8 protein-coding genes, 4 pseudogenes and 1 riboswitch are annotated in these 12,296 nt (G+C 58.8%); of the genes and pseudogenes, 8 read left to right on the top strand and 4 right to left on the bottom strand.

Translation table 11 applies throughout. From position 1 onward, the window contains the following. Positions 1-44: 44 nt before the first annotated feature. The 3 genes and pseudogenes from X739_RS0136200 to metE all read left to right on the top strand — a co-directional run. Positions 45-662 (top strand): annotated as a pseudogene (locus tag X739_RS0136200) (adenosine kinase); the annotation flags it as partial. Positions 663-682: 20 nt separating this feature from the next. After that, positions 683-1,162: pseudogene (locus X739_RS0136195) on the top strand (adenosine kinase); the annotation flags it as partial. A gap of 524 nt (positions 1,163-1,686) precedes the next feature. Further along, positions 1,687-1,889: riboswitch (cobalamin riboswitch) on the top strand. A gap of 94 nt (positions 1,890-1,983) precedes the next feature. Continuing rightward, positions 1,984-4,335, top strand: coding sequence for a 5-methyltetrahydropteroyltriglutamate--homocysteine S-methyltransferase (gene metE, locus X739_RS137480; protein WP_031252634.1), 2,352 nt, complete (start codon positions 1,984-1,986; stop codon positions 4,333-4,335). 444 nt (positions 4,336-4,779) lie between these two features. Here the strand turns inward: metE and X739_RS137485 are convergent, their stop codons facing one another. Further along, entirely contained in the window at positions 4,780-5,835 is a 1,056-nt protein-coding gene (locus tag X739_RS137485; RefSeq protein WP_023796514.1) for a cytochrome-c peroxidase, read from the bottom strand. Between the two features lie 956 nt (positions 5,836-6,791). Here X739_RS137485 and X739_RS137490 point away from each other — a divergent pair. Beyond that, a complete protein-coding gene (locus X739_RS137490) occupies positions 6,792-7,145 on the top strand; it encodes a hypothetical protein (protein WP_023783327.1) in 354 nt (117 codons plus the stop codon). A gap of 136 nt (positions 7,146-7,281) precedes the next feature. Here the strand turns inward: X739_RS137490 and X739_RS1000000167415 are convergent, their stop codons facing one another. Further along, on the bottom strand, positions 7,282-8,250 hold the full coding sequence (locus tag X739_RS1000000167415; RefSeq protein ID WP_084056615.1) for a glycosyltransferase family 10: 969 nt from the start codon (positions 8,248-8,250) through the stop codon (positions 7,282-7,284). Positions 8,251-8,409: 159 nt separating this feature from the next. Beyond that, positions 8,410-9,024, bottom strand: a pseudogene (locus X739_RS1000000171005) (ISL3 family transposase); the annotation flags it as partial. 413 nt (positions 9,025-9,437) lie between these two features. Between X739_RS1000000171005 and X739_RS137495 the strand changes: the two are divergent. After that, positions 9,438-9,908 (top strand): MucR family transcriptional regulator, encoded by a 471-nt coding sequence (locus tag X739_RS137495; protein WP_023796512.1) that lies wholly within the window; start codon positions 9,438-9,440, stop codon positions 9,906-9,908. A gap of 219 nt (positions 9,909-10,127) precedes the next feature. Here X739_RS137495 and X739_RS137500 read toward each other — a convergent pair whose 3' ends face one another. Beyond that, positions 10,128-10,340, bottom strand: coding sequence for a cold-shock protein (locus tag X739_RS137500; protein WP_023679670.1), 213 nt, complete (start codon positions 10,338-10,340; stop codon positions 10,128-10,130). Positions 10,341-10,792: 452 nt separating this feature from the next. Here X739_RS137500 and X739_RS1000000169760 point away from each other — a divergent pair. The 3 genes and pseudogenes from X739_RS1000000169760 to X739_RS137510 form a co-directional block, all read left to right on the top strand. Beyond that, a pseudogene (locus X739_RS1000000169760) lies at positions 10,793-11,110 on the top strand (insulinase family protein); the annotation flags it as partial. 258 nt (positions 11,111-11,368) lie between these two features. Further along, positions 11,369-11,719, top strand: coding sequence for a transposase (locus tag X739_RS137505; RefSeq protein ID WP_023796511.1), 351 nt, complete (start codon positions 11,369-11,371; stop codon positions 11,717-11,719). Beyond that, positions 11,668-12,296, top strand: a 629-nt coding sequence (locus X739_RS137510; RefSeq protein WP_156940068.1) for an IS3 family transposase, incomplete at its 3' end; no start/stop codon positions are given. The genes X739_RS137505 and X739_RS137510, both read left to right, overlap by 52 nt.

The raw sequence follows: 12,296 nt of genomic DNA, 5'->3' as shown, positions 1-12,296 counted from the left end.
GGCCGGCGTGGCAAGAAGCCGGCTGGTTTTTGGCGGAGACTTCGATGCCGGATTATGACGTGCTTTGCATCGGCAATGCCATTGTCGACATCATCGCCCAGTGCGACGAGGAATTCCTCGAGACCAACGGTATCATTAAGGGTGCGATGAACCTCATCGATACCCATCGCGCCGAACTGCTCTACAGCCGCATGGGCCCGGCGATCGAAGCGTCTGGCGGCAGTGCCGGCAACACGGCGGCCGGCGTCGCCAGCTTCGGCGGCCGCGCCGCCTTCTTCGGCAAGGTCTCCGACGATGCGCTCGGCGAGATCTACGTCCACGACATTCATGCGCAAGGCGTCGCCTTCGACACCAGGCCGCTCAAGGGCGAGCCGCCGACGGCACGTTCGATGATCTTCGTCACACCCGACGGCGAGCGCTCGATGAACACCTATCTCGGCGCCTGCATCGAACTCGGGCCGGAGGATGTCGAGGCCGACAAGGCTTCCGGCGCCAAGGTGACCTATTTCGAGGGCTATCTGTGGGACCCGCCGCGCGCCAAGGAAGCCATCCGGCAGACGGCGAAACTGGCGCACGCGGCCGGTCGCGAAGTATCGATGACCTTGTCGGATTCGTTCTGCGTCGACCGCTACCGCGACGAATTCCTCGACCTCATGCGTTCGAGATCGGAAGAGCGTCGTNGACGGCGAAACTGGCGCACGCGGCCGGTCGCGAAGTATCGATGACCTTGTCGGATTCGTTCTGCGTCGACCGCTACCGCGACGAGTTCCTCGAACTGATGCGCTCGGGCACGGTCGACATCGTCTTTGCCAACAGCCATGAGATCAAGTCGCTCTACCAGACCTCGTCCTTCGACGAAGCGGTGGCGCAGATCCGCAAGGACTGCAAGATCGCCGCCGTCACACGCTCGGAAAAAGGCTCGGTTATCGTGCGCGGCCACGAGACCGTCACCATCCAGGCGACGACGATCCGCGAGTTGGTCGACACCACCGGCGCCGGCGACCTCTATGCCGCCGGTTTCCTGCATGGCTACACGCAGGGACGCAACCTCAAGACCTGCGGCGACCTTGGCTCGCTGGTGTCCGGCCTGGTGATCCAGCAGATCGGCCCAAGGCCGAGGGAGAATTTGCGCCGCGAGGCGGAACGGGCTGGGTTGCTGTAGTGGGCGAGCAACTAACCAGCTGCCCTGCTGAGACGATCATCGCAGTGGCCGAACTGTGTCAAACCTCGCTCATATCGACAGCCATTCGATGTGGAAGGCCAATAAGGTTCCTGAGGTAACGGAGAACTCGCGGCGACCGTCGGAGCACTTGAACTTGCGATCACGTCCCGCGTAGCAGCGAAGGATGCCGAATGCGGGCAGACTGGTTCGCATTGGTCTGGGACCAGCGGAACTGGCAGCTGGGCTTCATCCTCGTCAATCTCATTACAGGACGGGACGGGCCAACTTCGGCTTGTTGTTCTGCCAAGCACGGACGAGTGGATGCCAATAATCTATGAGAACAGGTCGTTCACCCAAGCTGCGTCGCAGCCCGACACGAATCCGCCAGTTGGACAATGGTGGCGGCGGAGCAGCGCCGCCAATGGGAGACTGAATATTTCACAATGTTAGACAAGCGAAAAAGCGCGATCACATAACGACATAAACATTTCGTTATGCGTCATTGACAAAAGAGCGGACTGCTGTGATTGTCTGCGTGTCGTGGTTCTCGCGTGCGGCGCTGCCGCAACGGAGCTAAGAGGGAAGCCGGTGCGATGCCGGCGCTGCCCCCGCAACTGTTAGCGGCGAGCCAAACCAACTCATGTCACTGAGGCGAATACCCTCGGGAAGACCGGTAGAGGCTATGACCCCGCGAGCCAGGAGACCTGCCACGGCGAATTACGTCCACGGGCGGGGTGTCTCGGTGGCCGCTGCAAGCCGGCGTTCGTGCCGGCCTGCTAGCGCCTTCCTTGTCATCGACGCCCCAACCATCGGGGTATGACATGACTGACTCTCAGCAAATTCCTGTAGCAACGCTCGGCGTGCCGCGCTTCGGTCGTCGGCGAGAACTGAAATTCGCGCTTGAAAGCTACTGGTCCGGAACATCGTCCGCTGGCGACCTTCTTGCGACGTCGAAGGCGCTCCGTGCCGCTAGCTGGGAAGAGCAGCGCAATCGCGGCGTGTCGAAAATCCCGTCAAACGACTTCTCGCTTTACGACCATGTGCTCGACACCGCAGCCATGGTCGGCGCCATTCCCTCCCGTTACGGCTGGAATAGCGGCGAGGTCCCACTTGACATCTACTTCGCAATGGCGCGCGGCAACCAGGGTCAGAAGGAGGATTGTGCACACGCTGGTCACCAGGAGGCGGCTCATGGGCCCGGTGTAACCGCGATGGAAATGACCAAGTGGTTTGACACAAACTACCACTACATTGTGCCGGAACTTGATGATGATCAGACGTTCGCCCTCTCGTCGACAAGACCCGTCGATTACTTCCTCGAGGCCCAAGCTCTCGGCATTCACACACGCCCAGTCATCCTTGGACCCATCACCTTCCTCAAGCTGGCGAAATCGCCTGCCGAAGGGTTCGATCCTATCGCGCTCCTACCGCGGCTGCTGCCTGTTTACGAGCAACTCCTGCAGAGGCTGAAGCTGTCGGGAGCCGACTGGGTGCAGATCGATGAGCCAGCGCTTGTCCTCGATCTGAACTCCAACGAACGAGCTGCGTTCGAGTTCGCCTATGGCCAGCTGTCGAAAGCCGCGCCCGAGCTGAAGATCATGCTGGCTACATATTTCGGGCATCTGGGAGACAATCTCGAAACCGCGGTTTCTCTGCCCCTGGCCGGGCTGCATATTGATCTCGTGCGCGCTCCCGAGCAGCTGGAAACGGTGGGTCGGCTCGCTCCGAAGGATCTGGTGCTCTCGCTTGGCTTGATCGATGGCCGCAACGTCTGGCGTGCGAACCTGCCCGCCATTCTCGACCGCATCAAACCGATCGTCGCCGGCTGGCCCTTGGACCGCGTCGAGATCGCGCCTTCTTGCTCGATGCTGCATGTGCCGATCGACCTGCGCATGGAGACGGAACTCGACGCCGACATCAGCTCGTGGCTCGCCTTCGCGGCCCAGAAGACCGACGAATTGGTGTTGCTGGCCCGGGCCCTGTCCCAAGGCAGAGATGCGGTGGCTGGCTCGTTGAAAGCGTCTGCCGAGGCTGCCGCCACGCGCGTGACATCCACGAGGATCCATGACCCGCTTGTTCAGGGGCGGATCGCTAGCATTGACGACAGCGCGAAGCGACGAGAGAGCGCTTTTGCCGAGCGCTCCAGAGTCCAAGCCGGCTCACTCGGGCTGCCGCCGTTCCCGACGACGACCATCGGGTCCTTCCCGCAGACGCCGCAGGTACGCAAGGCGCGGGCCGCTCATGCGAAGGGCCAGCTGAGCTATGTCGACTACGAGACGTTCCTGAAGAAGGAGATCGAGGCTGCAATTCGCTGGCAGGAAGAGATCGGGCTGGACGTGCTGGTGCACGGTGAGTTCGAGCGAAACGACATGGTACAGCATTTCGGCGAGCAGCTGTCTGGCTTCGCCTTCACCCAGCATGCCTGGGTACAAAGCTATGGGTCGCGCTACGTGCGTCCCCCCATCATTTTCGGCGACGTATCGAGGCGCAATCCGATGACAGTGCTCTGGTGGCAATTCGCCCAGTCGCTTACGGAAAAGCCCGTGAAGGGAATGCTCACAGGCCCAGTCACCATTCTCAACTGGTCTTTTGTTCGCGACGACGTACCCCGCTCCGAAGCCTGCCGCCAGATCGCGCTCGCCATCCGCGACGAAGTGAGGGATCTCGAAAGGTCGGGCGCAAGGATGGTGCAGATCGATGAGGCCGCGTTTCGCGAAGGATTGCCACTGCGCCAGTCTGACTGGAAAGTCTATCTCGACTGGGCTGTCGAATGCTTCCGGATCGCTTCAACGGGTGTAAAGGACGCGACTCAAATCCATACCCACATGTGCTATTCGGAGTTCAACGAGATCATCGACGCGATCGCTGGAATGGATGCGGATGTCATTTCGATTGAGACGTCGCGCTCGAAGATGGAACTGCTGGACGCCTTCACGAGCTCCAAATATCCGAACGAGATCGGTCCCGGCGTCTATGACATTCACTCACCACGCGTCCCGGAAGTCGGCGAGATTTCGGACTTAGTCATGCTTGCCCGGGAGCGACTGTCCGACGGCCAACTGTGGATAAACCCGGACTGTGGCCTCAAAACACGCAAATGGGAGGAGGTCCGCCCTGCCCTCATTAACATGGTCGCGGCAGCACGCGCGCTCCGGCAGAAAGTGCAGGCGTGAGGCTTCTCTTCCTCACCGTGTGGGGAGTTGCCGGCTGGCGGATGTCGGCCGGGAATATGCCAAACCGATCACACTCTTGGAAATAAGCCACTCGGCGAAAATGTGCGATTTTCCTTCGGCACGTGTCCTCATCCCGCAGAAATATGAATGTGACACTACGCTATAGTATTGGTCCTTGGGAACATACAGGCCCCGCGCCTCGAACAAATCGTACACACGTCGTTTCTCAAAGTAGACTGCTTGGCACGTTCGCTCAGGCGGCGACAATATATGGTGCTGCGCGTCTGTCCGCTTCCCCAGTTGATTCGCGCAGACGACGGGCGAGGTGGCAGGTTTCGGGTATTGCTAGCGTGTCCGGCCAATTCGGAGATGGACGTGGCAATTCGTGTGGCCCAAGTAGAAGCCGCAATCATTTTCGATTGCGATGTCCGCAGCCAGTTGGCCTTATTTTCCTGAGATCTGCGTTACAGGCCGGGGCGTTGTCGCCGTTTCGGAGGGTAAGATGGGATAGGCGACCTCGGGTGCCTCTCCGGTCAGCGAGTTGAGGAAGGCAACAAGCAGGTCAACTTCTTCGTCCGCCAGTACTACGCCAAGCTGGGTGGTCCCCATGATAGCGACGGCCTGTTTCAGATCCCAAACCTTGCCCGAATGAAAGTATGGCGCGGTGAGTGCAACGTTGCGCAGCGGCGCCACGCGGAAAACATAGTAGTCATCGGCTGCATTGGTGACCGCAAATCGGCCCTTGTCTTTTTCCGGCAGGACCTCGGCGCTGGGCTGTTCCACGAGGCCGAATGGGTAATAGGCTTGCCCACCAACGTTGATGCCGGCATGGCAGGACGAGCAGCCTTTGTCCATGAAAAGCGCCAGGCCCTGTTTCTGTTCGGAAGTCATGGCAAGCTCATCACCATTCAGGAAGCTGTCGAAGGGGGCCGGCGTGACCAGTGTCGCCTCGAAGGCTTCGATTGCCTTGGCGAAGTTGTCGAAGGTGACCCGATCCGCTTCAGCCGGAAAAGCTGCATCGAACCACTCGACATATTGCGGCATGGACTTGAGCGTGGCGATGACTTGGCCCGGTGTATTGGCCATTTCCATGCCGGCTTGGACCGGTCCCTTCGCCTGAGCCTTCAGGTCTGCGGCACGACCATCCCAGAACTGAGCGATGTTGAAGACAGCGTTCAGTACAGTCGGCGCGTTGCGCTGTCCCTTCTGCCAACCATGGCCGATCGAGGTTTCGTGATTGTCGTCGCCGCCGGTGGCCAGGTTGTGGCACGAGTTGCACGACAAGACGCCTGACGCCGAGACGCGTGGATCGAAGAACAGTGCCTTGCCGAGAGCGATCTTTTCCGAGGTGACCGGGTTGTTGGCGCCTGTCGGCGTGGTGGATGGCAAAGCGCTGAAGGTGGCCAATGCCGTATCTCTGAGGTCGGCGGGGATCGAATCCGCAGCAAAGGCGGTGGGTGCCAGCAAGGTGACAGCCATCGTTCTGAATAGGATTTTCATAAATGGTCTTCCTGCGTCGTGCACGCAGCCACTATGCGATCTGCGGATCATGAACGCCCTGAGCTAGATCAGCTGAGGGAGAGGGTCGGGGTCTGACACCTGTTTTCGCGGCTGAGCTGGGACCCTCTTGGAAGTGATCGCTGTTCTCGATTGGACTTCAGGGAGGAGGAGTATCCCTGCTCGGCAACCGGTTGGATGTAGCAAAGCACGCACTGAGTGCGCTTCGAAGATTCGGTCACTGCGATCTTCCAGCCATCGTTTAGAAAGTCGATAGCATCTGCAAGACTTGGCAATCTCTTGCACCATGTGCGCTGCACGCCTTGCGAAAAGTGAGCTTCTGAAACCTCAGGGTACATTCGTTCCTCCTGACCTGTTGATTGCGTGAATCGGCCTTATCGACACCCGCAGACTGCACATTGTGATGTCACCAGCGATGGCGGTCTCAATACCTAAGCAGCGACGGTCTATGCGACAGTATGGATGTCCGGTCGGAATAGCCGGTTCGCCTTATCGACGTCACACCGGCATATAGCTCCGCTTCTACGAACATCCCATCACGCGAGGAAAGACATGGCCAACACGCGCAGTATCGCCAATCTAGCCCTTGTGTCGGCGCGGCGCTTGAGCAGGTCCACCGGCTGTAAGTGCCTCACACCTTGATCCACAGATCCTAGGCGATGACCACGTTGTCATCATAATTTGACGGGCGCGGGGCATTGGCCCATAAGCGAGCCACCGCAATCTGTGCGGTTGCCAATGCGAAATGAAGTGAATTGGAATGAATCTCCGGTTTGCGAAACACGCACGTCCGACGCAGCTTGCGTTGACAGAGGCGGTTTTACGCGCAATAGCACTTCCGCCGGCCTATTTTTGTGGAGTTCAATTGTGGTTCGGCCAAGGGCGCTGGGCGCCGGACGGGCCCCGTGTAAACCTCATTAAAGAGAGAGAGACCCTGCATGGAAGAATTCTTACCGCGCATCGCCACTGGTGCGGGCATCGGCCCGGCTGTCGCAGAGAAGGCCGTTGGGTTAATGCTGGGTTTCCTGCAAAGCCACGCGGCCGACGGTCCCGTTGCGCGCATGATCGAGGCCATTCCGGGAGCTTCAGAATTAGTCGCGAAGTATCATGGAGACGACCCAGAGGGTGGCGGCCTTATGGGGCTCGGCCAGCAATTGATGAGTGAGGGTCTGAGCATGGCAAAGATCGCCGGCCTCGCCAACGAGACGATCGCCTGCGCGAAGGAACATGCCGGCGACGAACTCGTGGACGAGGTCCTCAATTCCGTTCCTGGCCTTCCCCAGTTCGTCTGATCAGCGGTAGCCGGGGGCGCATGACCTCGTGCGCCCGTGCCGGCCGTCTGCGCAGCAGACATTCTCCGCCGAGCGTTCCGTACCGATCTCGCCAGACCACCAACCGCCGGGCACGCGAAGCGAGCGTTGGAGTACTTCATTCGTCCATTGCAAAATCGACTTCAGGCGAATCGATGTGTATAATTTCCGGCGGTAAGGGTTTATCCTCAACGCTTTCGATGAAGCCCGCGAGATAAGCAAACGTATTGTATTTCTCGAGGACCAACCGCTTCGCCTCTCTTATTGCGTCGCGACGTTCCTTCCAGAGGTCCGAGTCGATGATTTCTTGAATTTTTGGGATTACGTTCTTGTCCTCTGGGTCAATCAGAACCATAGAGTCCGAAGGGAAGAACCTCCTGATTGCCGGGCTGCCGTAATAGATCGGCATTGTTTCAGCAACGAAGCAGTCCATAAGCTTCTCTGTAAAATAGTAATCAGCACGAGTATTCTCGAACGCTATACTGTAACGGTAGGGTGCGAGTGCGTTCCATTTATCTCCAATCAGCCGAAAACCTCGGCCGAACAGGTCAAAATCGACCTCCTTTCTCAGCCGCTCCAGAAACGCCAGCCGATATCGATGTCCTTTAAGCAGGGCGATGTCACTGGTAATCCATGAGAGCCGAAGCGGCTTATCCACGACTTCGCTGACCAGAAGTTGGTCATATGTCTTGTTTACAGACCAAGACCGAGTGATAGGTGGAGACAAAACGAATCGGCGCGCTGCATTCTGCCGAGCAGCCAGCTCTGCGTCACACGTCAGGACGATAGTATTTTTCCCCTGCCCTTCATGAAACGCGCGATGAGCTTTCGTCGGCGGTTCGCCGATTGCAAAAATTGTCCTGTTTGGGCTCGCCTCGATATCAACAGGGAGCCCAAAAAGAGAAGCAGAGTTAAAGACGATATGCCAATCGGGCACGAAGGATGTCGTGCGAACAAAAGCGACATTGTTCCAGATTCCACTGCCCTTTGGAGTGAGATGGTGGATTGCATCATCCAAAACGCCCCAAGAATCTAGACATGTAGCAACAATGGGCGCCGGGCGTTCCGTCAACAATTTGGCCGACAAAGCAGTTCCACTCCCTCACTCGTGAAGGTACTCAATGGCCATTCCGGATTGCGGTAACGTTGGGCAGCATAAACCTTCCGGGACCCGCTGTCGAGGCAATTGTCGCTTTGCACTTGACCAGGTTCTTCCTCGCGTTGTGCGGTGATCAGGCCGGCTGAGTGGCAGCATGCGTGCCCTAAGGAGTTCGCAGCCCGCTCTGCCTAAATCGTACGTTTAATCGTCTTCAGGCGGTTGATCAGCCCTTTCGCCTGGCCCTTGCTCCACGGTAGTTCAATGGCATCGCGAACGGCGTCAACGTCACGGCGTAGGACCAGACCGAAACGCGTGATGGCGACGAGCCCGGAGTTGACGCCACGTCGATCGAAGTGTCGAGCTTGCCGAATTCACAGGCCCCGCAAAATGCCGCGGAAGCGCATGGCAAGCCTGCGCATAGTGGCAAACTCATGTGATCCCTGCTTCAGGACGTCGACTTTGTGGCCTTGTTGATCGTCAGCACATCCCGAGTTTCGTGCAGAGGGCCGGGGCGACTACCGGCGAGATCACACGGCCGGTCGCGGGATTCCGTATGGGACAGCGTCGCTGGCTGGTTGACGCGTATGATTGAAGCAGGCGACGCACTGTCCTTGCCCGGCCTCTCGGCACGGCGCCAGCTTGCGAGAAGCCGCTCCAGATTCGAGAAGCTGCCCGTGTCGCCGCGCTGTTCGATTCGTGGAACAGGTGTCGTCCGCAAGGATTGCCGTCTCTCGAGGACCGGCTAAGAAACGCCTCGAAATACATTGATGTCCTTGGTTACCAGCGGCGGTTCCCAGCCCCTTGGAAGAGCGGCTCACCGGGCGATGAACTTACATTTGGCCATTGCCAATGAACGTCCATCGTCCTGACGCCCACCAGCAAGCAATCACGATCCCTCGATTTCACAGTCCAAAGAAGTAAAGCGGGACACAAATAGCGCGCTTAGCCTCGACTACTAGCAACTTCGGCGCAAAGTTACAGCCGGGACGCGCCACGCACCACGGCAGGGTCGCCAACAACGAGTGGCTCAGCGGTCACGACGGGAAATATGGCGCATCGATGTCGCTTCTGGATGAGCATTGGCAATAACGCTGTCGAGACATTGTTGCTTTCAGCGGCAACCGGCCCTATGAAGCGACGCTTCGCTGACTATGTTTCACCGCCTGGAGAGTTTCATGACAGAAGAAGCCGGAAAAAACGTCGACACCCTCATTGAGCTTGCCGCCGATGTCGTGTCGGCCTATGTCTCCAACAATCCGATCCCGGTGGGGGATCTCCCTGCCCTCATCGGCCAAGTGCATACGGCTCTGAGAGCGACGGCCGGAGGTGTCTCTGCGCAAGAGCCGGTTGCCCTTACGCCTGCAGTCCCGATCAGGAAATCGGTGACACCGGACTACATCATCTCCCTTGAGGACGGGAAGAAATTCAAATCGCTAAAGCGCCATCTGTCGACCCACTATGGGCTGACGCCGGATGGATATCGGGCCAAATGGGGCCTGCCGGCGGATTATCCCATGGTCGCGCCGAACTACGCCGCGGCGCGCTCGACATTGGCCAAGACGATGGGGCTCGGCCGCAAACCGAAGGCGCCGGAAGCGCCGGAGCCTGCGCCGACGAAGCGAACCCGCAAGAAGGTCGCGGCTTGATTTCGGCAATCGAGATTCGTTCTGGAGCGTTGCAGCCATCGGCTTAATCTGCGCGTCATATAAAAAGGCGGGGCCAACCCCGCCTTCCTTTCAAACAACTTTGTTTCATGAGGAATTCGCGACGCCTGCAGCAATCTGCTGCCCTCAGTTTTTGCTCGGTCCCATCGAGCGGCCGTGAGGACCTACGTGCCTACTCTTGCCAGGACGCAGGAGAAAATTTCAACCAGCTTTGCTGAGGCTGCCAGCGGAGGACTTGCCAGTGCGGCGATCCTGCTCGATCTCATAGTTGATCTTCTGGCCGTCAGCGAGGGTCGAGAGGCCCGCGCGTTCGACAGCGGAAATGTGGACGAAAACATCCGGACCGCCATTGTCGGGCTGGATAAATCCAAACCCCTTGGTGCTGTTGAACCACTTTACCGTTCCAGTCGGCATATACTTGTTCCTTCTCTTACAATGCAACGTGGGCAGGCCATTAGGCCTGTCCGAGTCATAGCCGAGAGTTGGGCGCAGCAAAAAGCGAAAAATTGTTAAGCCCCGATCAGCTGGCGCATTGTCAGCGTAGCCGCCAGCAAGCACTGTCCTACACTACCGCTCGAGCGTGGCCGGAAGCGCCCAATTTCTTCCAACGCTCCTCAGCGCCACGTCGATGGCTCGTGTTTGGAGGCACGGGACGTAAGGCCGACCGCTGCTCGTGCCGCAGGTCAAAGGCCGGGTAGTTCACGGAACTGCCTTCGAGCATAACGGCTTGGCAAGCGCATGAAGGAGTTTCGATTTGGATTGTTTCAAGAGGGTCGAGGGGTTGATCGATGCGACCAGCGTGGAAGCGATCGATAGCGCGCGCGTTTTGCTGGACCAGTTCAAGGGCAAGTCAGAAACAATCGCCCAACCTCATCCTCAACGAGGATGTTATCAAGACCGAGCGAAATGTGATCCTGGAGGAGCGCCGTTGGCGCAGAGAGACGAACCCGCAGGTCTGCTGGACGAGGAGGTCAACACGACATTGCGGCCGAATCAGCCCTACCGCGTTCCGGTCAAACGGCTGGATGCAGGAGATGGAAAAGCTGAACGGCACCGAAGCATTCACGATCTACAACAAATATTGACGACCGAACGACGCGATGGCCGGCACGTAGAAGCAGGCGCTGGCAGCGAAGACCTTTGGCAGGGTTGTGCGCGGGCCGGACCTGCCCGCGCGCAACCGCCGGTCGAGCCCGGCTAGTAGAACCGCGACTCATCTTCTAGCGAATTCAGGTATTCTCCCTTTCCAGTTGGGAACCGTGGTCTGCTGGCTGTCTGGCCGAGGTCCTATGAGGAGCTTGGACGTCCGGACTACACACCCAACCTGCTATATACGCCTTGAGGAGGAAACCGATTGCCCCTGTGTGGAGTGGGCCCTGCGGGCCGGACAGAGTCAGGCCGCTGATTTGACCGTTTGCCGGGCTTTCAGAGGATGAAGGCCCATGGCAAAGCACCGAACCCACAGCGTCGATTTCAAGCGGCAGGTTTCGCAGGAGTATTTCGGCGGCGAGACCCTGCATGCCCTCTCGAAGCGCCACGACATCTCACGCAATCTGATCCGGATATGGGTCGAGAAGTTTCAGGCGGGCGCTCTCGATGAGGATGCCGCAACGGCTGACCTTCTCCAGGCTTATGAGGCGCGCATTGCCGCGCTCGAACGGCTCGTCGGCAAACAGGCACTGGAACTGGAGTTTCTAAAGGGGGCTCTGCATGCAGGACCGCGGCAGAGAAACGGGCCTACATCCGCGACCACCGGTCCCATGGTCTCTCCGTCGCCGAAGGATGCCGCCTGATGGGCCTCTCGCGTTCGACCTACTACGACCGTCCGGAGAAGACGGCCGACGACACCGCGATCGTCGAAGCGATCGCAGCGATCTGTAACGAGTTCGAGCACTATGGCTGGCGCCGTGTCCGAGCCGGTCTTCGGCAAAAAGGCATGATCGTCAATCACAAGAAGATCCGCCGCCTGATGCGCGAGCATGACCTTCAGCCGAGAATGCGCCAGCGCTACACGGTGACCACGGATAGCGATCACAATCAGCCGATCTTCCCGAACCTCGCCCGGGACATCATCTGCGATGGGCCAAACCAACTCTGGGTGGCCGACATCACATACGTCACCGTCGTCGGCGGCTTTGCCTATGTTGCCGTTGTCCTGGATGCCTGGTCGCGGCGGGTTGTCGGATACGCCATCAGCCGCTCGATCGACGCACGGCTCACGCTGGCGGCTTTGACCGCCGCAGTCGAAGGACGCAAACCGCCATCCGGCTGCGTGCATCATTCTGATCGCGGGTCAAAAGGCGGATTCAAACGGTCGTCGCAACACTCTGACATTGGAGGTTGCGATGACTATTCAAAAGCGGCGATCAC

Origin of the sequence: Mesorhizobium sp. LNHC209A00 (assembly GCF_000502915.1) — a bacterium.
Classification (GTDB): domain Bacteria; phylum Pseudomonadota; class Alphaproteobacteria; order Rhizobiales; family Rhizobiaceae; genus Mesorhizobium.
The sequence above is the reverse complement of the archived record's forward strand: the minus strand, read 5'-3'. Positions and strand labels throughout refer to the sequence as shown.

Coding starts and splice junctions, on each gene's coding strand:
- metE (WP_031252634.1), top strand. CDS start 1,984: ATGACTGACTCTCAGCAAATTCCTGTAGCAACGCTCGGCGTGCCGCGC.
- X739_RS137485 (WP_023796514.1), bottom strand. CDS start 5,835: ATGAAAATCCTATTCAGAACGATGGCTGTCACCTTGCTGGCACCCACC.
- X739_RS137490 (WP_023783327.1), top strand. CDS start 6,792: ATGGAAGAATTCTTACCGCGCATCGCCACTGGTGCGGGCATCGGCCCG.
- X739_RS137495 (WP_023796512.1), top strand. CDS start 9,438: ATGACAGAAGAAGCCGGAAAAAACGTCGACACCCTCATTGAGCTTGCC.
- X739_RS137500 (WP_023679670.1), bottom strand. CDS start 10,340: ATGCCGACTGGAACGGTAAAGTGGTTCAACAGCACCAAGGGGTTTGGA.
- X739_RS137505 (WP_023796511.1), top strand. CDS start 11,369: ATGGCAAAGCACCGAACCCACAGCGTCGATTTCAAGCGGCAGGTTTCG.